Here is a 23,331-nt window from a genome sequence, read left to right on the forward strand (position 1 = left end):
GACTGACGGGTTTAGACTGCGGGTTTTCGCCAACCAGAACCGCCGATGAGAGTTCTTGTTCTTGCCATGACGGCCCTGCTGTCCAGCCTGGCGGTCCAGGCGGCCGATCCCATCGGCCGGGTCAAGCGCGTCAGTGGCAGTGTCTGGGTGGACCGCGCGGGCCAGAGCCTGGCCGTGCTGCCCGGCATGGCGCTGCAGGTCGGTGACCGGTTGCGCACCGGCGCCGATGGCATGGCCGGCGTCACCCTGGCCGACGACAGCCTGCTCACCGCCGGCCACAACAGCCAGCTGCTGATCAACGACTTCCAGTTCAACACCACCACCCATGAGGGCGGCATGCTGGCCACGCTGTCCAGGGGCAGCCTGCATGTGGTGACCGGGCTGATCGCCAAGAAGACGCCCGAGAAGGTCAACTTCAGGACGCCCAGCGTGGTGCTGGGCGTGCGCGGCACCGAGTTCGTCGTCGATGTGCCCGAGGGCAGGGAATGAGAGGCCTGGCCGCGCTCGTGCTGGCCATGTTGCTGGCCTCGCTGCTGGCCGCCTGTGCCCAGCTGCCGGAGCGCGTGATACTGCTGCCCGACGCCGAGGGCCGCGCTAGCGCCTTGCAGCTACAGCCGCTGGAGGGCGCGCAAAGCCCCCTGCTGCTGAACCAGGCCTATGCCCAGGCCGATCTGGTGCGCGGCGAGCTGCGCTCCGGCCTGAGCAGCGCCGAGGCGGTGCAGCAGGCCTATGGCCCGCTGCTGGCGATGCAGCCGCAGCGTCCGCGCACCTTCATCGTCCACTTCCGCACCAACGCCGACGGGCTCACGCCCGAAACCGCGCCGGTGCTGGCCCAGGTGCGTGCGGCCCTGGCCGCCCAGGCGGCGGGCGAGCTGATCGTGACCGGCCACACCGACCGTGTTGGCAGCCCCGAGGCCAATGACCGGCTGTCGCTGGCGCGGGCCCAGACCGTGCGCGAGCTGCTGGCCGCCATGGGCGTGGCCCGCGAGCTGATCAGCGTGGCCGGCCGCGGCGAACGCGAGCCGCTGGTGCCCACCGCCGACGAGGCGGCCGAGGCACGCAACCGCCGTGTCGAGATCAAGCTCCGCTGAACGTTGGCGCGAGGCCTGGCCTTCGCTGCTGCGCTGGCTGGCCGGCTTGAGCCTGCTGGGCCTGCTGCTGGGCCATGCCACCCAGCATCTGCAGCTGCCCGGCCTGGCGCGGCTGGAGCTGCAGCTGTATGACGCCCGGCTGCGCCTGTTCGCCCCGGCCAGGCCCGATCCGCGCATCGTGATCCTCGACATCGATGAACGGTCCCTGGCCCAGCTGGGCCGCTGGCCCTGGAAGCGCTCGCTGCTGGCCGAGGCGATCGAAAAGGCCTTCAGCCCCGAGGGCGCACTGCTGCTGGGCCTGGACATGGTGCTGGCCGAACCCGATGACAGCTCGGGCCTGAGCACGCTGGACGGACTGGCCGCCGGCCCGCTGCGCGATGATGCCGCCTTCGCCGATCAGCTGCAGGCGCTGCGCCCCCGGCTGGACCATGACGCCCGTCTCGCCCGGGTGCTGCAGCAGCATGCGGTGGTGCTGGGCTTTCATCTGTCGAACGCCGATGGTGCGGCCCGCATCGGCAGCCTGCCGCCACCCAGCGTGGCACCGGCCGTGATGGGGGCCCAGCTCGATCATCTGACCCGCTGGCAGGGCTATGGGGGCAATCTCGAAGCACTGCAGCAAGCCACCACTCAAGCCGGTTTTCTGAATGCGCTGGCCGATGCCGATGGCATCACCCGCCGCATGCCCTTGCTGGCGCAGCATGGGGGCCAGGTCTATGCGGCCCTGCCCCTGGTGCTGGCGCAGACCCTGATGGGCAATGCGGCCATCACCCCGGTGCTGGCGCCGCTGGTCCAGGGCCCGGCCCCGCTGGTCGGCCTGAGCCTGGCCACGCCGCGTGGCCCCCTGTTGCTGCCCACCGATGGCCAGGCCGCCGTGCTGGTGCCCTACCGCGCGACCAGCGGCGACTACGCCCGCTATTCGGTCGCCGATCTGCTCGCCGGGCGTCTGCCGGCGGGCGCGCTGCGTGGCCGCGTGGTGCTGCTGGGCAGCAGCGCGCCGGGCCTGCTGGACCAGCGCGCCACGCCGCTGGCCAGCGCCTATCCGGGTGTGGCCGTCCATGCCAGCCTGCTGTCCGGCCTGCTCGACGGCAGCCTGGCCAGCGCGCCCGGCCATGCGCCGGCGCTGGAGGCCGCGATGCTGCTGCTGATGGGCCTGAGCCTGCTGTGGCTGCTGCCGCGACTGGGCTGGCCCGGCGTGATCGCCATCGCCCTGCTGTGGCTGGCCCTGCTGCTGGGCTTGAACTTCGGCGCCTGGGTCTGGGCACGCCAGGCCCTGCCGCTGGCCAGCGGCCTGTTGCTGCTGCCCGGCCTGCTGGGCCTGCACCTGCTGTTCGCCTACTTTGGCGAACGCGGCGCCAAGCACCGGCTGGGCGCCCTGTTCGGCCACTATGTGCCGCCCGCCCTGGTGCAGGAGATGAGCTTGCACCCCGGCCGCTATTCGATGGCCAGCCGCAGCGCCGAGCTGACCGTACTGTTTGCCGATGTGCGTGGCTTCACCGGCATCGCCGAGCGTCTGGCGCCTGCCGAGCTGGCCGCGCTGATGCACGAGTACTTCTCGGCCATGACCGAGATCGTCGGCGCGCACCGCGGCACCCTGGACAAATACATGGGCGACGCGCTGATGGCCTTCTGGGGCGCACCGCTGGACGACCCCGACCATGCTCTGCACGCGGTGCAGGCGGCGCTGGCCATGCAGGCCGAGCTGGCGCGGCTGAACGCGCGCTTTGCCGCCGCCGGCCGGCCGGAGTTGGCCATCAGCACAGGCATACACAGCGGCGCCATGGTGGTCGGCGACCTGGGCTCGCGCCAGCGCCGTGCCTACACGGTGCTGGGCGACAACGTCAATCTGGCCGCCCGTCTGCAGGAGCTGTGCAGCCGCCGCGGCGCACCGCTTTTGATCAGCGAGGCCACCCATGCGCGTCTCGGTGGCGCCATTCCCTGCGCCGCGCTGGGGCCGGTGGCCGTGCGCGGCCGCCAGGCTGAGGTGTCGATCTACGAACCCTTGGCCAGCTGAGCGCTCAAGCCCAGCGGCTGGGTGGCCGGCTCGCGCCACCAACCGCTGGAGGCCGGCGGCGCCTTGATGCTGATGCGCTCACCCATCTTGGGCGCGCTCAATGGCACGCCTTGGGCGGCGGCCAGCGCGCTGATGAGCTCGAACGGTTCCTGCCAGGGATGCAGGGCCAGATCAAAGGTGCCGTTGTGCACCGGCAGCAGCCAGCGGCCCTTGACGTCCAGATGGGCTTGCAGGCTCTGCTCGGGCTGCATATGCACATCGGGCCAGTCCTTGTTGTAGGCGCCGGTCTCGATCAGGGTCAGGTCAAAGGGACCGAAGCGCTCGCCGATGGCCTTGAAGCCGTCGAAGTAGCCAGTGTCGCCGCTGAAGAACACGCGCAACTCGTCACTGATGATGACCCAGGAGGCCCACAAGGTGGTGTTGCCGTCGTTCAGGCCGCGGCCCGAGAAGTGCTGGGCGGGCGCGGCGACGAAGCGCACGCCGGCAATCGTCGTCCCCTGCCACCAGTCGAACTGCTGCACCTTGGCCGCCGGCACGCCCCATTCGATCAGCCGGTCGCCGACGCCCAGCGGCGTCAGGAAGTGCTCGACCTTGGGATGCAGGGCCAGGATGGCGGCATGGTCCAGGTGGTCATAGTGGTCGTGCGACAGGATCACGCCCTTGATCGTCGGCAGCTCGGCGATACCGATCGGCGGCGCATGAAAGCGCTTGGGGCCCAGCCATTGGAGGGGCGAGGCACGCTCCGAGAACACCGGGTCGGTGAGCCAGAACTCACCCTGCAGCTTCAGCAGCATGGTCGAGTGGCCGAGGCGGAACAGGCTGCCATCGGGCGCGGCCAGCAGGTCGGTGTGGGTTAGCTTGAGCACCGGAATCGGCTGCGACGGCGAGGCGTCGGCCGGCTTGTCCAGCACAAAGCGCCACATCACTTGCAAGGTCTTCTCCCAGCCCAGGCGCTGGGCCGGTGCCTCGTTGCGGAACTTGCCACGCACGAACTGCGGCGACTGCGGGAACTGAACGGCGTCGGGGCGGAAGGCTTTGAAAAGGCTGTAGGCCATGGTGATCAGGACTCCAACAATGAGGATGTGACTCAGGCTGCGCGGCATGGCGATTCGGCACCGCTGCTGGGTGGGCCTTAAATTACACTACACAGTGTAGTATCTGGCTTTTGAAAAGTAAACCAGCCGGTGTAAAATTTTTGTTTCTGCCCCAGCCCCTTCGCCCATGAGCACCGCGCCGCCCAGCCGCCTGACCGATAGAAAACGCGAGGCCATCGTCGCCGCGGCGATTGCCGAGTTCCGCGAGCATGGCTTTGCCGGCACCAGCATGGACCGCATCGCCGCCGCGGCCGAGGTCTCCAAGCGCACCGTCTACAACCACTTCCCCAGCAAGGATGAGCTGTTCGCCGAGATCCTGATGCAGCTGTGGCAGCGGGCCAAGGGCCTGGAGGTGCTGGTCTATGACCCCGCCCGCCCCTTGCGCGAACAGCTGCTGGCGCTGATGGCCGGCAAGCTGCGCCTGATCACCGACGCGAGCTTTCTGAACCTGGTGCGCGTGGCCGTGGCCGAGATGATGCATGCGCCCGAACGGGCCCAGGCGATGGTGGAGCGGCTGGGTGAAAAAGAAGACGGCGACGCCGGCCTGGCCGCCTGGATACGCGCCGCCCAGCAGGATGGCCGGCTGCGCCCGGCCGATGCGCTGTTTGCCGCCCACCAGCTGCAGGCGCTGCTGAAGGGCACGGCCTTCTGGCCGCAGCTGGCGATGGGCCAGAAGGCGCTGACGGCGGCCGAGCAGACCCGGCTGCTGAACGACAGCGTGGACATGTTTCTCAGCTTCTATGCCAGCCCCGCGACACAAGGGAGCAAGACATGATCGGAAGAAGAACACTGGCGCTGGCCGCGGGTGCGGCCCTGCTGCTCAACTTGGCTGGTTGCGCCGCCCCTCCCCGGGTCAAGACGCACACGGCACTGCCCGGCGTCGAGGTGCTGCCAACGGCCCTGGACATACCCGGCCTGGACCGCCAGCGCCAGCTGCGCATCTATCTGCCGCCCGGCTATGCCCAGAGCAGCGAGCGCTACCCGGTGCTCTATATGCACGATGGCCAGAACCTGTTCGACGACTTCACCTCCTATGTCGGCGAGTGGGGCGTGGACGAGACGCTGGACGAACTGGCACGCAGCCACGGCCTGAAGCTGATCGTCGTCGGCATCGACAACGGCGGCGACAAGCGCATGACCGAGCTCAACCCTGCGGATCATCCGCAGTTCGGCAAGGGCGAGGGGGCCGAGTACATGCGCTTCATCGTCGAGGTGGTGAAGCCGCTGATCGACCGGCAGTACCGCACCCGCCCCGAGCGCGAGCACACGGCGGTGATGGGCAGCTCGATGGGCGGGCTGATCTCGCACTATGCGATCCAGCAATACCCGCAGGTGTTCAGCAAGGCCGGCATCTTCTCGCCGTCCTACTGGGCCGCGCCGGCCCTGCGCGACGCCACACAGCGCCCGCTGCCGGCCGATGCGCGGCTGTACCTGTACATGGGCGGCCGCGAAGGCGCGGAGATGAACCGCGATGTGCGGCAGATGGTCACGGCGCTGAGTGGCGGCGCCCTGCCGGCCGAGCAGTTGCGCTTCAGCGCCCAGCCCAAGGCCGATCACAACGAGGCCGCCTGGCGGACCGAGTTCGGCCCGGCCCTGCTGTGGCTGTTCAGGCCCTGAGAGGGCACGCCCTCGGGTTCAGGCCGCTGCCGGCCCCTCGACCCGCATCGAGTAGTCCACCGCCTTGACGTCCTTGGTCAGCCGGCCGATCGAGATGCGATCGACACCGGTGGCAGCGATCCAGCGCAGCTGATCCAGCGCCACACCGCCCGAGACCTCCAGCAGCGCGCGGCCGCCGGTCAGCGCCACCGCCTCGACCATCATGGCCTCGCTGAAGTTGTCCAGCAGCACGCTCTCGGCGCCGGCCTCCAGCGCCTCGACCAGCTCGACCAGGCTCTCGACCTCGACCTGAATGCCCACGCCGGCATGCAGCGCCTGCGCCGCCAGCACGGCCGCACGCACGCCCCCGGCGGCGGCGATATGGTTTTCCTTGATCAGGATGCCGTCGTACAGGGCCAGGCGCTGGTTCTGCCCGCCGCCGACGCGCACCGCGTACTTCTGCGCCAGACGCAGGCCCGGGATGGTCTTGCGCGTGTCGAGCACCGCGCAGCCATTTGGATTGGTCGAAGCGCCGGCAATCGCCTGCACATGGGCATGGGTCAGCGTGGCCGTGGCCGACAGCAGCTGCAGGAAGTTCAGCGCCGGGCGCTCGGCGGTGAGCAGGGCGCGAGCGTCGGCGGTGATCTGGCAGACCACCGTGTCGGCGCTCATCAGCTCGCCCTCTTGATACTGCCACTCGATGCGGGCGCTTGGGTCCAGCGCGGCAAGGGTGCCGTCGAACCAGCCGCGACCGCACAGCACCGCGGCCTCGCGCACCCGCACATGGGCCTTGACGCGCTGGCCGGCCGGCACCAGCCGGGCCGTCCAGTCGCCCAGACCGACGTCCTCGAACAGCGCGTCGCGGATATTGCGCTGGCGCGCTTCTTCGAGGGTTTCGTTGTGCTCAAACATGGACGGAGTTTATTCCGCCGCGGCCACCTTCAGGCTCAGTGTGTCCAGACCCTCGATCTCGCCGGTGATCAGGTCACCGGCCTGCACCGCGCCGACACCCTCGGGCGTGCCGGTGTAGATCAGGTCGCCGGGCTGCAGATGGTAGAACTGCGACAGATTGGCGACGATCTCGGGCACGCTCCAGATCATGTCGGCCAGATCGCTTTGCTGCTTGACCGTGCCGTTGACCGACAGCGCGATGCGGCCCTTGCTCAGATGGCCCAGCGTGGCGGCCGGCACCAGCTCGGTGATCACGGCCGATTGCTCGAAGCCCTTGGCCAGGTCCCAGGGCCGGCCGGCCGCCTTGGCCTCGGCCTGCAGATCGCGGCGCGTCATGTCCAGGCCCGCGGCATAGCCCCAGACGGCGTCCAGCGCGTCTTCGACCGCCACACGGAACACCGGCTTGCCGATGGCGATCACCAGCTCCATCTCGTAGTGGTAGTTCTTGGTGCCGGGCGGGTAGGCCACGGTGGAGCCCGAGGGCACCAGCGCATTGGCCGGCTTGGTGAAGTAGAACGGCGGCTCGCGGTCCGGGTTGCCGCCCATCTCGCGGGCATGGGCGGCATAGTTGCGGCCCACGCAGTAGATGCGCGACACGGCATAGCGGGCGCTGCTGCCGCGCACCGCCACGCTGGGCTGCTCTTGGGGGGCGAAGATGTAGTTGCTCATGGGGAGGCCGGCCATTGGCGTAAAAGGGGGTAGCGGCAGGATACCGCGCGGGCCCATCGCCGCCGATGTGGGCTTTGCGGATGCCGCGCGCTGGGCGCACAGGCCAGTAAGCGCCAGGGCGGGCCAGCGCCTACACTGCGGCCATGTCAGCGTCGCCGTTCTGGAACCAGGTGCAGGAGTTGGGCATTTCACTGACCCAGGAGCGCATCGACGGCCGCAACTTCCGCCAGCAGTTCCTGCTGCTGACCCGCGAGCGCATGGATTGCAGCCGCGTCAGCCTCTGGCGCTTCCGCGAAGACGAGGCAGACCGCCAACGGCCGCTGCTGCTGGTCTGCAAGGCCAGCCAGCATGAAGACGGCAGCATCCTGGCCAAGGAGCGCTCGCTGCGCGCCGACCAATACCGCGACTGCCTGGCGGCGCTGCAGCCCACCGGCGTGCGCGGCAGCGACGACTGCCTCAACGACCCACCCTTGCGAACGCTGGCCCAGGCCCTGCTGGAGCATGCCGGTGTGCGCTCCCTGGCCTGCGCGGCCCTGCTGGTGAACGGCCGCACTTACGGTCTGCTGTGCGCCGAGCAGTTGGGCCAGCCAAGGCACTGGACCCGCCGGCAGCTGCTGGACCTGGCCAAGCTGGCCCGCACCATCAGCCTGCAGGTGGTGCGCGGAGGTGGTCCCCATCACATGGACGCGCCATCGTTGCCGGCGCTGCCCACGCCATGAGGCCTCTGCGTAGAGCGTCCTTCCCGCTGGCCGCGGCTATCGCCGTGCTGCTGGCCGGCTGCGCCGGCACGCCCCGATCGCCATCCGCTCCGTCCGTGCCCCGCCACGACCCCGGCCGCGACGGCCCCGAGGCAGTGACCCCGCCCAATCTGCACCTGGTGCCTGACGCCGAGCCGCGCCTGGAGCCCTTGCGCCGGGGTGGCCCGAACAAGCCCTACGAGGTGCTGGGCCAGCGCTACGAGCCAATGACCGCCGATCAGCCCCTGGTCGAGCGGGGCCTGGCCTCCTGGTACGGCCGCAAGTTCCACGGCCGCTCGACCGCCAGCGGTGAAACCTACAATATGTATGCGATGACGGCGGCCCATCCGACCATGCCCATCCCCAGCTATGCCCGGGTGCGCAACCCGGCCAATGGCCGAGAGGTGTTGGTGCGCGTCAATGACCGCGGGCCCTTCCACCCGGGCCGCATCATCGACCTCAGCTACACGGCGGCGCTGAAGCTGGACACGCTGCGCGGCGTGACCCAGGTCGAGGTCGAGCGCCTGACCTTCGAGGACATACGCACCGGCGCCTGGCGCCGTGACAACCCGGCGCCGGTGTTCGTGGCCGGCGAGGCCGCCGGTGCGCCGGAGCGCAGTGCCACCTTCAGCCCGCCGCCGCCCAGGGTCGATCCCGCCCAGTTACTGGCCGCCGATGAACCTGCCCTGCCCAGCGCGCCGAAGGTCGCCAGCCCCGGCTACTGGCTGCAATTGGGCGCGTTCTCAAGGCTGGACGGGGCCGAGACCCTGCGCCAGAGACTGGCGACCGAGCTGGAAGGCCTGGCGCCGCTGCTGGCCATCTTCAAGGACAGCAGCCTGCACCGCCTGCAGGCCGGGCCCTACCCGACCCGCGACGAAGCGCGCCAGGCGGCCGAGCGGCTGCGCGCGGCGCTGAATCTGCAGCCGGTGGTGGTCAGGCGCTAACGCCCGCCGCTGACATCGAGCAGGGCGCCGGTCGTGTAACTGGCCGCATCGGACAGCAGCCAGACAATGGCCTGGGCAACTTCCTGCGCCTTGCCCATGCGCGCCATCGGCAGGCCGGCGACGATGCCGGGCAGCTGGGCGCCGAGGCCGCCGCCGGCATGGATCTCGGTATCGATGATGCCCGGCCGCACGCCGTTGACGCGTATGCCCTCGCCGGCCACCTCGCGGGCCAGGCCGACGGTGAAGGTGTCGATCGCACCCTTGCTGGCCGCGTAATCCACATAGACGCCCGGCGAACCGAGCTGGGCGGCACGGGACGACACATTGACGATGGCGCCACCGGTGCCGCCGTTCGATCGGCTCATCCGCCGCACCGCCTCGCGGGCGCAAAGAAAACTGCCCAGCACATTGACCTCGAACACGCGGCGCATGCGCTCGGCCGTCATCTGCTCGAGCCGCGCGCCGGGGGCCACGACGCTGGCGTTGTTGACCAGGGCAGTCAGCGGGCCCAGCTCGGCATCGACCGCGGCAAACATGCGCAGCACCTCGGCCTCTTGCGACACATCGGCCTGCACCAGCAGGGCGCGCCGGCCCATCGCCCGCACCTGCTCGGCCAGCGCATTCGCACTGGCTTCGTCACGCGCGAAGTTGAGGGCCAGGTCATAACCCCGCTCGGCACACAGCAGCGCAGTGGCCGCGCCGATGCCGCGGCTGGCCCCGGTGATCAGGGCGATCACGCCAAGGCCACCCTGTTCATACCCAGATGCTTGGCCCGGTACATCGCGTTCTGCGCCCGCCCGGCCAGCAGGTCGGTGCCATAGGGCGGCGCGCTGGCCAGGCCTATGCTGAGCGTGACATGCAGGCCCGGCGCCACCTCGTTCCAGGGGTGCAGCTCGACATGCTCGCGCAATCGTTCGCAGACCTCGAAGGCGCGGTCGGCCACGGTGTCGGGGAAGACAACCAGAAACTCCTCGCCGTCCATGCGCACCAGGATGTCCGAGCCGCGGGTGTTGTCGCGCAGCATATCGGCCAGGTGCTGCAGGACCTGGTCGCCGGCGGCATAGCCGAACTCGGTGTTGACTTGTTTGAGGTGATCGACGTCGATCAAGGCCAGGGTCAGCGAAGCGCTCTTGGCCTCGGCGGCCAGCATCAGGCCGGGCATCACCGACTCCAGATGGCGGCGGTTGCGCAGGCCAGTGAGGGGGTCGATAGTGTCCTGGCCGCTGATGACCGGTGCGGCCGGTCCGGCGACCGATGAAGACGAGGTCGCCTGCTCGGCCTGCAGCCGTGCCTGTTCGGCCTCCAGCCGGGTGACGAAGAAGCGCGACTGCGCCTCCAGCTGCACCGTGGTGCTGCGGCGCTCGATCTTGTGCAAGGCCTCCAGATGCTTCAGCGCCTCGGCGGTGCGGCCCAATGCCTTGCTGGTGCGGTGCATCAGCTTGTGCACGCGCAGCTGGGTCGGCACCGAAGCCATCTCGGTCAAGTTCCCGAGCAGATCGGCGATCTCCTGATGCGCCAGATCAGCGCGCCCGCGCGCGAGGCTCAGGTCGGCAAGCACGCAGCGCAGCCTGAGCACATGGGCTTGTAGACCATGCTCCTGGGCCTGCTCCAGCGCCGGCCGCAGCAGGGCCTCGGCCACATCGAGCTCACCCAGGTGCAGATTGACCTCGCCCAGATTGCCGGCCGTCAGCACCAGCGAGAACGGATCGCCCGCCGCCTGCGCCAGCGCAAAGGCCTCGGTCGCGTACTGCTTGCCGCGCTCCAGCGCCTGCCGGGCCAGATCAAAGCGCTCGCCGTCCTGCAACAGGTAATAGGCACCCAGCGTCACGGCGCTGAGATTGTTCAGCGAGATCATGCGCTCGAAGGCGTAGTCGCCCTCGCGCACAAGGGCCGCAGCCTCACCCATCAGGCGCTCGGCCTGCCAAGGGTCACCCATGCGCTCGAACACCGCCGCCAACGCGTTCAGCGACAGGGCGATCTGCCGCGTATTGCCCAGGCGCTGCGCGACCGAGCAACCTTCATGGGCAAAGCGCATCGCGGGCTCGAAGTCACCGGACTCGAAGCTGCTCAGGGTCATCCAGCGCAGCACCTCGCAAAGCTGCTCGCTGGGGCCCTGCTCGCGCATCAGCGCGGCCACCTCCTCACCCGCGCGCAGCATCTCGGCCAAGGCCCCCTGGCGCACCAGAAAGAACACGCGCAGATAGCCGGCCTCGATCTGCTCGGACAGATAGCCCTGCTCATCGGCCGCCACCCAGACCTGATGGGCCAGCGCCAAACCCTGCGGCAGCTGCAGCGCCTCACGCGCCTGACGCGCCTGGCGCAGCAGTTCTTCCAGCTGCGCGCTGGTCAGCTCAGGGGCGGATTCAGGGCTTGATTCGAACATCTCGGATAGGGCCAGCCTGAAAGAAACAGCAGCGGATGCGCTGCCTGTCAACAGACCTTACCACCAAGGGCTAACCCTGAACACCCGAGAGTGCGGGGTTGTTCGAGGAACAACCTCCGCACCCATCGACGTCTACTTTGAGGTGGGCATGGCGAACTCGGCGCCCTTGGGTGCGCTCGACGACCAGCGCTGCATCACGCTCTTTTGCTTGGTGTAGAAGCGCACGCCCTCCTCGCCGTAGGCATGCATATCGCCGAACAGACTCTTCTTCCAGCCACCGAAGCCATGCCAGGCCATGGGCACCGGGATCGGCACATTGATGCCAACCATGCCGACCTGGATGCGGCGGGCGAACTCGCGGGCCACATTACCGTCGCTGGTGAAGCAGGCCACGCCATTGCCGTATTCATGGCCATTGACCAGCTCGACGGCAGCGGCGAAGTCGGGCACGCGCACGCAGGCCAGCACCGGGCCGAAGATCTCTTCCTTGTAGATGCGCATATTCGGCGTCACATGATCGAACAAGGTGCCGCCGGTGAAGAAGCCGGCTTCGTGGCCGGCGACCTTGTGGCCGCGGCCATCAACGACCAGGCTCGCGCCCTCCTGCACACCGATGCCCACATAGCCCTCGATGCGGTTCAGGGCCTCGCGGGTGACGATGGGGCCCATTTCGGCATCCAGCTCCATGCCGTTCTTGATCTTCAGCGTGCGGGCGCGCTCGGCCAGCAGGGGCACGATCTTGTCGGCCACATCGCCGACCAGCACCGCCACCGAGATCGCCATGCAGCGCTCGCCGGCCGAGCCGTAGGCCGAGCCGATCAGCGCGTCCACCGTCTGGTTGATGTCCGCATCGGGCATCACCACCATATGGTTCTTCGCACCGCCCAGCGCCTGCACGCGCTTGCCGTGGTGGGCACCGGTTTCGTAGATGTATTGGGCGATCGGCGTCGAGCCGACGAAGCTCAGGGCCTTGACATCGGGGTGGCCCAGCAGCGTATCGACCGCCACCTTGTCGCCCTGGACGACGTTGAACACGCCGTCCGGCAGACCGGCCTGGCGCAGCAGTTCGGCGATGAACAGGCTGGCCGCCGGGTCGCGCTCGCTGGGCTTGAGCACAAAGGTGTTGCCACAGGCAATCGCCACCGGGAACATCCACATCGGCACCATCACCGGGAAGTTGAACGGGGTGATGCCGGCCACGACGCCCAGCGGCTGGCGCATCGTCCAGTTGTCGATGCCGGTCGAGACCTGCTCGGTGTAATCGCCCTTCAGGAGCTGCGGAATGCCGCAGGCGAATTCCACGATGTCGATGCCACGGGTGACCTCGCCCTGGGCATCGGTGAAGACCTTGCCATGCTCGGCGGTGATGATGGCCGCCAGCGTGTCGCGCTGCTGGTTCAAGAGCTCCAGGAACTTGAACATCACCCGCGCCCGGCGCAGCGGAGGGGCATCGGCCCAGGCCGGGAAAGCGGCCTTGGCGGCGGCCACCGCGGCGTTCACATCGTCGACGCTGGCCAGATGCACCTGGCGCGCCACCTCGCCGGTGGCCGGGTTGTAGACCGCCTGCTTGCGGCCGCCGGTGGCCGCCTGCGGCTTGCCGTTGATGAAGTGGGTGATGTCGGTGTTGGATGTGAATGCTGCGGGTGCGGCCATGTGTGTCTCCGGTAAAAATTCAGTCTAGGCCGCAGGGGGGCGCTTGCCAATCCACTTTTGCCGACCACATTGTTCGACAATGTGAACAATGGAAAATCGCAATGACCTGCTCTGGAGCCAGCTGCATGCGCTGACCGTGATCGCCCAGCTGGGCAGCTTCACCAAGGCGGCACAGCGCCTGGGGATGTCGAAGGCGGCGATCAGCCAGCGGATCAGCGAGCTGGAGCGGGCCATCGGCCAGACCCTGGTGCAGCGCACCACGCGCTCGGTGCGCCTGACCGACGCTGGACAGCGACTGGTAGACGACAGCTCGGACAGCTTCGCCCAGATCGCCCGCAGCCTCGCCCAGGCCCGCGACGCCGCCGGCCAGCCGCGCGGGCTGTTGCGCGTCACCGCCCCGGTGGCCCTCGGCCGCCAGCATGTGGCGCCACAGTTGGAGGGCTTCTTCCGCCAGTACCCCGAGGTACGCATCGAGCTGGATCTGAGCGACCGCATCATGCCGCTGGCCCAGGAGGGCTTCGATCTGGCGATACGCCACACCAGCACGCCGCCGGAAAGCCATGTCGCTTTCAAGCTCTGCGGCTCGCGCACCCTGCTGCTGGCCAGCAACGCCTATGTCAAGCGCTGCGGCCTGCCCCAGCATCCGTCCGAGCTGGCCGAACATGCCTGCCTGACCTATCTGCGGCCGGGCCCGGTGTCCTGGCTGTTCGAACGCCAGGGCCCGGTGGCCGAAGGGCTGGATGCCGAACGCCACCGCGTCAGCGTCAGCGGCCCGCTGCGCGCCGGCAACAGCGAGGTGCTGCGTGACGCCGCCCTGGCCGGCCTGGGCCTGGCCCTGCTGCCCGATTTCAGTGCCGCCGCCGCCCAGCGTGCCGGCCGCCTGCGCGAGCTGCTGCCCGATTGGCGCCCGGTAGGCGTGTTCGGCGACAGCATCTATGCCATCCACCCCTGGAGCAGCACCACGCCAAGGCCGGTGCGGCTGCTGGTCGAGCATCTGCGCGAGGCGCTGCGGGCGGGGTTCGAGGCCCAGAGCACATAAAAAAAACGCCCACCCGGTAAACCGGATGGGCGTGTACAAGTCCTTGGAAGGACGTCGTTGGGAACGGAGCATGGCAAAAATCGCCAGGCAGGATTGCTACTGTAGGGATCAGGGTTCTCCCTGGCCATCCCTAACAATGAGGTTGCGTGTGATCTTGACTTTTTGCCGGTTCTGCAAATTCGGCCGGCAGGTCAGCCACCAAGTGGTCGCCAAGCAGACTCCCGGTCACAATCGGGCATGAATTCCGCCAAGCCCCCGCACCGCCCACTCACCAAAACCCCGCCTCGCAGCCCCGCCGCTGCGCCCAAACGGCCCGCAGCTGCACCGCAAGCACCCATGGGCGAGGACGATATCGTGGCGCTGGAACAACTGCTGGACAAGGTGCCGGCGCCGCTGGAGCCGCTGGACGTCAGCATGCTGGACGGCTATCTCTGTGCCGTGCTCCTGCAACCGATCCCGCTCTTGCCCGCGCAGTGGCTGCCCTATGTCACCGACATCGAGGCGCGCCCCCTGCCCCCGCGCTACAAGCCCGAGGCGCTGCACGCGCTGGTGCTGCGCCGCCATCAGGAGTTGAAAGCCGCGATCACCGAGCGCCAATGGTTCGACCCCTGGGTGTTCGAGATGGACGACGAGGCCACGCCGTCCGAGACGGTGTTCCCCTGGGTGGCCGGCTTCGCACTGGGCGCCGATATGTTCACCGCGCTGATGGGTCTGTCGGCCGCCGACCTACTGGAGCCGCTGGCCACCATCTATATGCACCTCGATGCGGACGATCTGGAAGACGCCGACGCGCTGCTGGCCGAGATCGAGACCCTGGAGCCGCCGGAGGACCTCAGCGAGGCCGTCGAAGGCCTGGTGCGCAGCTGCCTGCAACTGGCCGATATCTCGCGGCCTCAGCCCAAGCCGGTGGCCGAGGTTCCCAGGCGCATCGCCCGCAAGCAGGCGCCGCCAGCCGGCCCCACCCCTCGCAAGCGCTGATCAGGCGTAGAGCCGGGCGGCGTGCAGCGCCAGCCCGGTGGCGACCGAGGCGAAACGGTCGCCGCGCACCACCTGGGCCCGGCTGAACTCGGCCGCGATGCGGTCGGCCAGCAGGCGCAGGCCGGTGGAGCCCCCGGTCAGATACAGCGCATTGACCTGCTCCGGCTTCAGGCCGGCCTCGCGCACGGTGTCACGGGCGGTCTGCACGATGCGCTGGATGTCGGCTTCGAGCGAGGCCACCGCGGTCGCCTCGCTCAGCCCGACCAGCAGGCCGGACTCGACCAGGCCCAGATCGATCTCGGTGTCGCCGCCGCCCGAGACCTGGATCTTGGCGTCCTCGGCCCGTGCCGCCAGCTCATGGCCCAGGCGTTCGGTGATCACCGTCATCAGCCGCTGGTGGTGGCGCACATTGCCGTAGAAGCTCTTCATCGCCCGCAACTCCATCACCCGCGCCGGGCTGTAGACGGTGTTGATCAGATGCCAGGTGGCCAGATCGAAATAGACGGCGCTGGGCACCTCGCGCGGCGTCGAGCCGGCAATGCTGGGGCCCATGGCCTGGTAGCCGAACTCGCGCAGGATGCTGCTCAGCTCGACACGGCGGTCGAAATCGGTGCCGGCCACGTGCACGCCGTGGTTGGCCAGGATGTCGTCGCGGCGATCCAGCCGGTGCATGCGGTCCGGACCGACGCGCACCAGCGAAAAGTCCGAGGTACCGCCGCCGATGTCGGCCACCAGCACGATCTGCTCGGCCTGCGCCTGCTGCTCATAGTCGAAGGCCGCGGCGATGGGCTCGAACTGGAAATGCACCTCATCGAAGCCGACCGCGCGGGCGGCCGCCTCCAGGGTGCCCTGGGCCGCGGCATCGCGCTCCGGATCTTCATCGACGAAGAACACCGGCCGGCCCAGCACCACCTGGTGCAGATTCGTCTCGGCATGCTCGGCCTGGGCGCAGGCACGCAGCCGCTTCAGATAGCCCGCCAGCACATCGAAATACTTGACTGCCCGCCCGCCGCCGACATCGGTGCTCTGCTCTACCAGGCCAGAGCCAAGGATGCTCTTCATCGAGCGCATCAGCCGGCCTTCGGCGCCTTCGACATAGGCCGCCACGGCGGCGCGACCGAAGGCACGGGCCGGGCCGTCCTCGTCGTGCTCGAGGTCGGCAAAATAGAACACCGCCGTCGGCATCGTCGTGTTGCTGCCCTCCAGCGGCACCAGGCGCATGCGGCGGCCGGTGTCCGGAATCGCGATGGCCGAGTTGGAGGTGCCGAAGTCAATGGCGCAGAACGAACGGGAGGCGGAAGCAGGCACGGGCATGGCGATGAGCCCGGCGTGGGCCAGGCCCTGTGGAATGAGGAGCGGGGCGCGGATTGTAGCGATCAGCGCGCCTTGGGCCCATAGAACGCGAACTTGGTGTCCGGCTGCTTGCCGCTCATCAGCTCCGCCAGTGCACGCCCCGAGCCCGCGCCATGCGTCCAGCCCAGGGTGCCGTGGCCGGCATTGATCCACAGATTGCTGTGCTTCCTGCTGTGGCCGATATAGGGGATGTTGGTCGGCGTGCTCGGGCGCAGGCCGGTCCAGAAATTGGTCTCGCTGGTGTCGGCCACGCCCGGGAACAGCTCCTCGTAGCGGCGCACCAGGGCCTCGCAGCGCACGCGCGAGGTGGCGTTGTTCAGCTGCGTGTCGTAGCCGACCAGCTCCGCCGTACCGGCAATGCGCACATGGTCGCCCAGCCGTGAGATCGCGATCTTGCGCGTGTCGTCCAGCAGGCTGACGACGCTGGCGCGCTCGGGGTGCTTGAGGCGCATCGTCGTCGAGTAGCCCTTGGCCGGGTAGATGTTCAGGTCTTCACCCACGGTACGCAGCAGCGGCGCAGTGTAGGAGCCCATCGCGGCCACAAAGGCATCGGCCTGCAGCGTGCCGGTCGCACCGGTGCGGGAGGCGGCGATGCGCGCGCCGCTGATGCCGCCGCCGGCCTGTTCCAGCGCCAGGATGTCGTGCTCGAACAGGAAGGTGGCGCCGCGGGCCATGCAGCGCTTGGTCAGCTCCTGGGTAAAGACGGCGCAGTCACCCGACTCGTCGCTGGGCGTGAAGGTGCCGCCGAAGATATTGCTGCCGAAGCTGGCCAGCGCCGGCTCGACCTTGAGCACCTCGTCGCGATTCAGCACGCGGCGATCGACGCCATGGCGGCGCATCACCTCGGCGCCGGCCGCCCCGGCGTCGAAGTCATGCTGGCTGGAGAAGAAGTGCAGGATGCCGCGCTCAAGCCGGTTGTATTCGATGCCGGTCTGCGCGACCAGGCTCTTCAGCGACTCGTGGCTGTAGCGGCCCAGCATCACCAGCTCCTCGACATTGCGCTCGAAGGCGGCCGTCGTGCACTGGGTCAGAAAGCTCAGGCCCCAGCGCCATTGCTGCGGGTCCAGGCTGGGGCGGAACAGCAGTGGCGAATCATCGCGAAGCAACCATTTGGCGACCTTGAACGGTGCGCCGGCATTGGCCCAGGGCTCACAGAAGCTGACCGAGATCTGCGCGCCATTGGCAAAGCTGGTTTCATGCGCAGCCTCGGACTGACGGTCCACCACGGTGACCTCATGGCCGGCCTCCAGCAAATACCAGGCGGTGCTCACACCGATGATGCCCGCACCCAAGACGACGACTTTCACAGCATTCCCGTTCTGACGGCAGCGCCGTCGGCTTTCTTTCGATTGATCGCTACTGCACCACCAGCGGGCGCATCAGCAGTTGCAGGCCCAGGCTGGCCATCAGCACGGCGATCAAGCCGTCGATGACACGCCAGACCACCGGCTTTTGCAAGGGGGTGGCCACCGCCGCAGCCCCGAAACCGAGCAATCCGAACCACATCACCGACGCAAGACTCGCGCCACTGGCAAAGGCCCAGCGCAACTCGGCCGGCTGCTGCGAACCGACGGTGCCCAGCAGCACGACGGTGTCCAGATAGACGTGCGGGTTCAGAAAAGTCATCGTCGCCGCAGCGCCCAGGGCCGCCTGCAGACCCAGGCCGGCGCCGGCGGTCTGCAGGCTGTCGGCACCCTGCCAGGCACGCCAGGCCGAGCGCGCGGCGTAGTAGAGGAGAAAGGCCGCACCACCGAAGCGGAAGATTTCCATCACCAGCGGCGAGCTGGCGATGGCGGCGCCCAGGCCGAATACGCCCAGGCAGATCAGCGCCACATCGGACAGGCTGCACAGCAGGACCACCGGCCCCACATGCTGGCGGCGCAGGCCCTGGCGCAGCACCAGCGCGTTCTGCGCGCCAATGGCCATGATCAGGCTGGCTCCGGTGAGCCAGCCCTGGGTCACGGCTGTGGCGATATGCGAATCCATGGGGCGAGGTCTTGCCTTGGCCGCGACAGCGGCAGTGCCCGCATTGTCGGTAGCTTCCCCCGATTGTTGAAGCTACATTCATACTTCTCTCGCAACATTAGATCTACTTATGAAAGACCTGGACTTGGCCGCGCTGCAGTGCCTGGCGGCCCTGGCCGACGAGGGCAACTTCGAGCGTGCCGCCCAGCGCCTGAACATCACGCAGAGCGCCGTGTCGCAGCGCCTGCGTGCGCTGGAGGCTCAGGTCGGCCAGTTGCTGGTCATACGCACCCGGCCGCTACGACTGACCGAGCAGGGCAAGCTGCTGCTGCGCTTGGCCCGGCAGATCCAGGCGCTGAGCAGCGATGTGGCCCGCGAGCTGGGCCTGCAGCAGACGGCGATGGAGCGGCTGCCGATTGCCGTCAATGCCGACAGCCTGGCGACCTGGGTGTTGCCTGCGCTTGACGGCCTGGTGCAGCAGGGTCTGCAAGCCGGTTACGGCCTGGAACTGGTCGTCGATGACCAGGACTTCACCCACGACTGGCTGCGCCAGGGTGCGGTGCTGGGTTGCGTCAGCACCGTGCGCGAAGCGCTGCGCGGCTGCCTGGTCCAGCCGCTGGGCGTGATGCGCTACATCGCGGTGGCCAGCCCGGCACTGATCGCTGGGCGGTTTCCCGAGGGCCTGACGCCGGTCAATTTCTCCCAGCTGCCGTTTCTGGTCTTCAACCGCAAGGACGACACCCAGGTCCAATGGGTCTCGCGCGCCTTTGGTTTGCGTGCGCCAACTTTGCAGGAGCGTTATGTGCCGTCGTCGGAGGCCTATGTGCACGCCGTGCAAATGGGCTGGGGCATTGGCGTCGCACCCGAGCTCCAGGTACGGCCGCTGCTAGCCAGCGGCGCCTTGGTGGCCCTGCGGCCGGAGGTGACATTGGACGTGGCGCTGTTCTGGCATCAATGGAAGCTGCTGCCCGACAGCGTCGCTCAAGAGCCTGGCGTGGCCTTGCTGACCGAAGTGGGCAGGGCCCTGGCCGATGGCGCGCGCCGCGCCCTGGCTCAGGAGTGAGCGCCTCTCAGCGCCGGTCGCTTCCCGGTGCCGAAGCAGCCGGTCCGGCCGCAGTGGCTTCCGTGGGCAGGGGCATCAGGCTGCTGTCCTGGTCGATCAGCTTGGCGGCCTGCAGATCCATCACCGGCACGCTCGCGGCCAGCCACACGGAGCTGAGCACCGCGCTGCCGACCACGCCCCAGGTGAGGCAATTGAAGAACTGCTGCTTCATTGCAAAGTGATGGATTGAGCCGAGAGTTACAAAGCCGGGACAAGGTGCGCAGCATATAGGGTTTACACCTGAGCACCATCCCCAATCGGTGCGAAATTGCAACAAGGCTGAGCCCGGACACAGGCAGTCCTGAGGACTGACTGTGCCTGGCGAAGGCCAGGGCCTCCTGGCCCTGGCGCAAGCACCGCGTGAACCTCGGCCCACAAGCCACGGCAAAGCAGGCCCGGAGCACCCCCATGCTTAGGGATGCGGTGTGCGTTTTGCCCATGAATCCGTTGTTGTCCACCCAATTGGGGTGTTCACTTTTTTACAACGAGGACGAAACTACCTACACCCCCGATGTACGCAGTGAGGCCCCCATGAGATTCCTGCCCGCCATGCTCCAGTTCCGCCGCTCCACCGACCGCGCGCGCGTCCCGCATGAGCAGGACCCGGCCGACCTCGGCACTGCCTTCGGCATGGAAGCCAGCCTCGACGAGGAAATGGACTACTGGCCGGTCAAGGACGCGGCCGGCGTCGAGGCCTACAAGCAGGAAGCGCCGATGTCCTGGTTGTCGCGGCGCTGAGCTAGACAAAGACCTCGAATGTTTTGAGCGGGTCATGGCCGTCGGCCTCGCCCTTGCGCAAGAGGCCCCGGGCATTGCTGAGCACCCTTGTTGCGCCGCCCGTGTGGGCAAACAGATAGTCATGCCGGCAATGCAGATGGCCGTGCACCCAGACATCCACCAAGGGCAGTAGCGCCTCATCGTTGTTGCAGAAACTCGCCGTGCCCGGCTGGTTGCCGTAGCGGCTGTCGGCGCTCTTCAGGCTGGGTGCGAAATGGGTGATCGCCACCTGCGCATCCCAGCGCCCCTCGACCGGCTCGACCAGGGTCCTGGCCAGCCAGTCGCGACACAACAGCCCCTCCTCCCGCACCGCCTTGGCGTCGAACACCGCGCCGTTTCGGGTCGCCCCCATCACCCGCTGGAAGTAGGCGCCGGCCCGCATCGCACGGTCCAGCTGCTGGGCGCCGAATACCTCAAAATCACTCCAGCGCGTGTTGCCGACAAAGCGCACGCGCCGGCCCTCCCGGTCGGTCAGCACGCAGCTGTCGAAGTCCAGCATCGTCATGTCCAGACTCGCCGTCAGCTCGCGCAGACCGGCCCGGGCTTCGTGGATGTCGCGACCATCGAACTCATGATTACCGGGCACGAACAGCATGGGCACCGGCCAGCCGCGAAAGCGCTCGAGGCTGGCCCAGGTGGTGTCGATGTCGCCGGCCAGCACCAGCAACTCGGCGTCCGGTGCAGGCACCGGGTCGAAGGGCTCCGTCTCCATATGGAGATCGGACAGCAATTGAAACTGCATGCTCAGGCGTCAATTCGCCCCGTGGCAGACCTTGAACTTGCGACCGCTGCCGCAGGGGCAGGGGTCGTTGCGGCCGACCTTGGGCGCCTCGCGCTTGACCGCCTCGACCTTGTAGCGCTGCTCGCGGGTCAGGTCGTTCAGCTCGGCCACCGTGGCGACCATGTCTTCGACGGCGTCGTCGATGTCCTTCAGCGGGAATTCCTTTTCCAAGGTGGCCAGCAACTCGCGCTCCTCATCGGTCTCGGCCGGCAGGTGGCGATACAACCGGGCGAGCGCCGACATCACCGCCTCGCTGGGCAGATCGGCCAGGTCGGGGAAGGACAGCGTCGCATGCTGGAAGCCGGCCACCCAGGGCATCAGCGAGCGCGACAGCGGGTTCATGCCTGCCAGCACGGCCGCTTCTTCGTCCGACGGCGCGTCGCCGGCAGCCTCTTCGGCCTCCAGATCCATCACCAGCGGGTCGAACCAGCCGTTCTCGGCCAGGGTGCGTCCCAGCGCCGTGTGGCGGCGGGTGACCAGGGCGGTGACGCGTTCCAGCCAGGCGGCGTCGATATCGTCCGGCAAGGAGGCGCCTTCGTAGTCGAAGATCGGCGGCAGCCACTCTTCGCGCGGAATCAGCCGGGGCTGCACCAGCACGCCGCACAGATAGCCGTCGAGCATGATGGGATCGAGCGCCTGCAGCGGCGCGGGCGTCTGGGCCAGCAACTCGTCGAGCTCGGCGAACTCGGAGTCGGTGAGGTCGCGGGTCAGCGGGCGGCTTTGGTCGGGGGGTGCGTGTTTCATAGGTCCGATTGTCGTCGGTTACGGGGCGCTGCAGGCAGGGCCTGGGCGTTGATGGCGGCAGCAATCAGCCGCTGGCGCAGCCAGGCCTGGGCAGGATGGTCATCATTGCGCAGATGCCACAGCATTTCGACATGCACGCGCGCCAGCGGCATCGGCAGCGGCCGCTCGATCAGCTCGCGCTTGTAGCCGGTCGCATCAATGAAAGACGCCGGCAGCACGGTCAGCAGGTCGGAGTGCGCGACCACCCGGCCGGCGGTGAAGAACTGGTTCACCGTCAGCACGATGCGGCGACTGCGGTTCAGCGCGCCCAGCGACTCATCGACAAAACCATGGGCCCGGCCCGAGAAGCTGACCAGCAGGTGGCGGGCGGCGCAGTAGGCGTCCAGGGTCAGTTCCTGATCGGCCAGCGGATGGCCGCGTCGCATCACACAGACATACTCGCTCTCATACAAGCGGTAGTTGCGTATCGGCGCCATGCCGGCCTGGGAGGCCAGGGTTGCTACCGCATTCGGGAAATAGCCCACCGCGCAATCGACCTCGCCCTGCTCCAGCAGCCTCCGTGGGTCGCGGGTGGTCAGCGGCAGCACTCGAATATTGGCCAGCACGCCAAGGCGTTCGAACTCCACCATCAGCGGCGGCAGCAGCATGGCGGCGGTGGCGTCGGCCATGGCCAGGTGGACGGTCAGCTCGTCGACCTGCGGATTGAAGTCGGCCGGATCCAGGGCCAGGCGCAGCCGGTTCAGCGCCGCGCGCACCTCGGGCCACAGGCTCTCGGCATGGGATGAGGGCTTGACGCCGAAGGCCTGGCGCTGGAACAAGTCCTCGCCCATCGCCTCCTTGAGCCGCTTCAGCGCGTGGCTGACGGCCGGCTGCGTCATCGCCAGGCGCTCGGCGGCGCGGGTCAGATTGCCCTCGGCCATGACGGCGTCGAACACGCGCAGCAGGTTCAGATCGAGGGTGCGGAAGTTCATGAGGTCGTGCAGAAGGCATGCGATCTGTTTATACCTTCAATGCGCATCTTTCATTGGCTTAATGTCTAGGGTTAACCCTAAACTCTCGCCATCGACTCCAAAAGGGTCTCCCAACAGTCAAGGAAACGCCATGAGCATCGCATCCCAAACCTTCGGTCTGCCGACCCGCCACTCCATCCGCCACAGCGGCTCCCTGTCCTCGATCGGCGCCCGCGCCTGGCTGAGCCTGCTGGCCAGCGTCAAGGCCTACCGCGCCGCCGCCGCCGACCGCGCCGCCGAACGCGAACTGCTGAACTTGGCCGACCAGTACGAAATGAGCATGCCGTCGTTCGCCGCCGAACTGCGCGCCGCCAACGCACGCCGTAACTGAGCCCGGACACAAGGCCCGGAAGGGGCTTGTGCCTGGCGAAGGACGAAAGGCGATACAAGCCTTTCGGCTGAGAACCAATATTGAGAAAGCCCGCTTCAAAGCGGGCTTTTCTACGTCTGGTT

The 23,331-nt window shown here is 68.0% G+C and carries 25 protein-coding genes; 12 read left to right on the forward strand and 13 right to left on the reverse strand.

Annotation, left to right across the window (positions count from 1 at the left end; all coding sequences use genetic code 11):
• Window positions 1-45 precede the first annotated feature (45 nt).
• Genes DES47_RS06260 through DES47_RS06270 form a run of 3 tightly spaced genes read left to right on the forward strand, consistent with a single transcriptional unit; the run spans window position 46 to window position 3,102 of the window.
• Complete coding sequence (locus DES47_RS06260) at window positions 46-489, forward strand: FecR family protein (RefSeq protein WP_133699831.1); 444 nt, start codon at window positions 46-48, stop codon at window positions 487-489.
• Window positions 486-1,091 (forward strand): OmpA family protein, encoded by a 606-nt coding sequence (locus tag DES47_RS06265; protein WP_133699832.1) that lies wholly within the window; start codon window positions 486-488, stop codon window positions 1,089-1,091. Before DES47_RS06260 ends, DES47_RS06265 begins: the two co-directional genes overlap by 4 nt.
• Entirely contained in the window at window positions 1,069-3,102 is a 2,034-nt protein-coding gene (locus DES47_RS06270; protein ID WP_133699833.1) for an adenylate/guanylate cyclase domain-containing protein, read from the forward strand. The genes DES47_RS06265 and DES47_RS06270 overlap by 23 nt, the downstream gene beginning before the upstream one ends.
• Here DES47_RS06270 and DES47_RS06275 read toward each other — a convergent pair.
• Window positions 3,081-4,157 carry an MBL fold metallo-hydrolase gene (locus tag DES47_RS06275; RefSeq protein ID WP_243748191.1) on the reverse strand — a complete coding sequence of 359 codons (1,077 nt, stop codon included), beginning with the start codon at window positions 4,155-4,157 and terminating at the stop codon, window positions 3,081-3,083. The two genes, DES47_RS06270 and DES47_RS06275, sit on opposite strands and share 22 nt — an antisense overlap.
• Before the next feature lie 166 nt (window positions 4,158-4,323).
• On the opposite strand from DES47_RS06275, the gene DES47_RS06280 reads away from it, so the two are divergent.
• Together DES47_RS06280 and DES47_RS06285 are read left to right on the forward strand one after the other, a co-directional pair.
• Window positions 4,324-4,971 carry a TetR/AcrR family transcriptional regulator gene (locus DES47_RS06280; RefSeq protein WP_133699835.1) on the forward strand — a complete coding sequence of 216 codons (648 nt, stop codon included), beginning with the start codon at window positions 4,324-4,326 and terminating at the stop codon, window positions 4,969-4,971.
• On the forward strand, window positions 4,968-5,813 hold the full coding sequence (locus DES47_RS06285) for an alpha/beta hydrolase (RefSeq protein WP_133699836.1): 846 nt from the start codon (window positions 4,968-4,970) through the stop codon (window positions 5,811-5,813). Before DES47_RS06280 ends, DES47_RS06285 begins: the two co-directional genes overlap by 4 nt.
• Window positions 5,814-5,831: 18 nt before the next feature.
• On the opposite strand, the gene nadC is transcribed toward DES47_RS06285, so the two are convergent.
• Window positions 5,832-6,704: a carboxylating nicotinate-nucleotide diphosphorylase gene (nadC, locus tag DES47_RS06290; RefSeq protein WP_133699837.1), complete on the reverse strand. Its 873-nt coding sequence runs from the start codon at window positions 6,702-6,704 to the stop codon at window positions 5,832-5,834.
• A 9-nt stretch (window positions 6,705-6,713) separates the two neighbouring features.
• On the reverse strand, window positions 6,714-7,412 hold the full coding sequence (locus DES47_RS06295) for a fumarylacetoacetate hydrolase family protein (protein ID WP_133699838.1): 699 nt from the start codon (window positions 7,410-7,412) through the stop codon (window positions 6,714-6,716).
• 143 nt (window positions 7,413-7,555) lie between these two features.
• Between DES47_RS06295 and DES47_RS06300 the strand changes: the two genes are divergently transcribed.
• Together DES47_RS06300 and DES47_RS06305 are read left to right on the forward strand one after the other, a co-directional pair.
• Window positions 7,556-8,131 (forward strand): GAF domain-containing protein, encoded by a 576-nt coding sequence (locus DES47_RS06300; protein ID WP_133699839.1) that lies wholly within the window; start codon window positions 7,556-7,558, stop codon window positions 8,129-8,131.
• Window positions 8,128-9,093: a septal ring lytic transglycosylase RlpA family protein gene (locus tag DES47_RS06305; RefSeq protein ID WP_133699840.1), complete on the forward strand. Its 966-nt coding sequence runs from the start codon at window positions 8,128-8,130 to the stop codon at window positions 9,091-9,093. The genes DES47_RS06300 and DES47_RS06305 overlap by 4 nt, the downstream gene beginning before the upstream one ends.
• Here the strand turns inward: DES47_RS06305 and DES47_RS06310 are convergent.
• The 3 genes from DES47_RS06310 to DES47_RS06320 form a co-directional block, all read right to left on the reverse strand.
• Window positions 9,090-9,830 carry an SDR family oxidoreductase gene (locus DES47_RS06310; protein WP_133699841.1) on the reverse strand — a complete coding sequence of 247 codons (741 nt, stop codon included), beginning with the start codon at window positions 9,828-9,830 and terminating at the stop codon, window positions 9,090-9,092. The two genes, DES47_RS06305 and DES47_RS06310, sit on opposite strands and share 4 nt — an antisense overlap.
• A complete protein-coding gene (locus tag DES47_RS06315) occupies window positions 9,827-11,476 on the reverse strand; it encodes a GGDEF domain-containing protein (RefSeq protein ID WP_133699842.1) in 1,650 nt (549 codons plus the stop codon). The genes DES47_RS06310 and DES47_RS06315 overlap by 4 nt, the downstream gene beginning before the upstream one ends.
• A 132-nt stretch (window positions 11,477-11,608) precedes the next feature.
• Entirely contained in the window at window positions 11,609-13,129 is a 1,521-nt protein-coding gene (locus DES47_RS06320) for a CoA-acylating methylmalonate-semialdehyde dehydrogenase (RefSeq protein ID WP_133699843.1), read from the reverse strand.
• A gap of 88 nt (window positions 13,130-13,217) precedes the next feature.
• Between DES47_RS06320 and DES47_RS06325 the strand changes: the two genes are divergently transcribed.
• Complete coding sequence (locus DES47_RS06325; protein ID WP_133699844.1) at window positions 13,218-14,168, forward strand: LysR family transcriptional regulator; 951 nt, start codon at window positions 13,218-13,220, stop codon at window positions 14,166-14,168.
• Window positions 14,169-14,504: 336 nt separating this feature from the next.
• On the forward strand, window positions 14,505-15,146 hold the full coding sequence (locus DES47_RS06330) for a YecA/YgfB family protein (RefSeq protein ID WP_133699845.1): 642 nt from the start codon (window positions 14,505-14,507) through the stop codon (window positions 15,144-15,146).
• On the opposite strand, the gene DES47_RS06335 is transcribed toward DES47_RS06330, so the two are convergent.
• The 3 genes from DES47_RS06335 to DES47_RS06345 form a co-directional block, all read right to left on the reverse strand.
• Complete coding sequence (locus tag DES47_RS06335; protein ID WP_133699846.1) at window positions 15,147-16,460, reverse strand: Hsp70 family protein; 1,314 nt, start codon at window positions 16,458-16,460, stop codon at window positions 15,147-15,149. It lies immediately after the preceding gene.
• A 62-nt stretch (window positions 16,461-16,522) separates the two neighbouring features.
• Window positions 16,523-17,806 carry a D-amino acid dehydrogenase gene (locus tag DES47_RS06340; protein ID WP_133699847.1) on the reverse strand — a complete coding sequence of 428 codons (1,284 nt, stop codon included), beginning with the start codon at window positions 17,804-17,806 and terminating at the stop codon, window positions 16,523-16,525.
• A 49-nt stretch (window positions 17,807-17,855) separates the two neighbouring features.
• Entirely contained in the window at window positions 17,856-18,485 is a 630-nt protein-coding gene (locus DES47_RS06345) for a LysE/ArgO family amino acid transporter (protein WP_133699848.1), read from the reverse strand.
• Between the two features lie 109 nt (window positions 18,486-18,594).
• On the opposite strand from DES47_RS06345, the gene DES47_RS06350 reads away from it, so the two are divergent.
• Window positions 18,595-19,527 (forward strand): LysR family transcriptional regulator ArgP, encoded by a 933-nt coding sequence (locus DES47_RS06350; RefSeq protein ID WP_133699849.1) that lies wholly within the window; start codon window positions 18,595-18,597, stop codon window positions 19,525-19,527.
• 7 nt (window positions 19,528-19,534) lie between these two features.
• On the opposite strand, the gene DES47_RS06355 is transcribed toward DES47_RS06350, so the two are convergent.
• On the reverse strand, window positions 19,535-19,738 hold the full coding sequence (locus DES47_RS06355; RefSeq protein ID WP_133699850.1) for a hypothetical protein: 204 nt from the start codon (window positions 19,736-19,738) through the stop codon (window positions 19,535-19,537).
• A 359-nt stretch (window positions 19,739-20,097) separates the two neighbouring features.
• On the opposite strand from DES47_RS06355, the gene DES47_RS06360 reads away from it, so the two are divergent.
• Complete coding sequence (locus tag DES47_RS06360) at window positions 20,098-20,304, forward strand: hypothetical protein (protein ID WP_133699851.1); 207 nt, start codon at window positions 20,098-20,100, stop codon at window positions 20,302-20,304.
• A 1-nt stretch (window position 20,305) separates the two neighbouring features.
• Here DES47_RS06360 and DES47_RS06365 read toward each other — a convergent pair whose 3' ends face one another.
• From DES47_RS06365 to DES47_RS06375, 3 genes are read right to left on the reverse strand one after another with little or no spacing between them, the layout of a single operon-like run.
• A complete protein-coding gene (locus DES47_RS06365; RefSeq protein WP_133699852.1) occupies window positions 20,306-21,085 on the reverse strand; it encodes a metallophosphoesterase in 780 nt (259 codons plus the stop codon).
• A 9-nt stretch (window positions 21,086-21,094) separates the two neighbouring features.
• Window positions 21,095-21,868: a UPF0149 family protein gene (locus DES47_RS06370; RefSeq protein WP_133699853.1), complete on the reverse strand. Its 774-nt coding sequence runs from the start codon at window positions 21,866-21,868 to the stop codon at window positions 21,095-21,097.
• Window positions 21,865-22,839, reverse strand: a complete 975-nt coding sequence (locus DES47_RS06375) for a LysR family transcriptional regulator (RefSeq protein WP_133699854.1) — start codon at window positions 22,837-22,839, stop codon at window positions 21,865-21,867. Before DES47_RS06375 ends, DES47_RS06370 begins: the two co-directional genes overlap by 4 nt.
• 130 nt (window positions 22,840-22,969) lie before the next feature.
• Between DES47_RS06375 and DES47_RS06380 the strand changes: the two genes are divergently transcribed.
• Window positions 22,970-23,209: a hypothetical protein gene (locus DES47_RS06380; RefSeq protein ID WP_133699855.1), complete on the forward strand. Its 240-nt coding sequence runs from the start codon at window positions 22,970-22,972 to the stop codon at window positions 23,207-23,209.
• Window positions 23,210-23,331 lie beyond the last annotated feature (122 nt).

Origin of the sequence: Roseateles toxinivorans (genome assembly GCF_004362525.1) — a bacterium.
GTDB classification, from domain to species: domain Bacteria; phylum Pseudomonadota; class Gammaproteobacteria; order Burkholderiales; family Burkholderiaceae_C; genus Paucibacter; species Paucibacter toxinivorans.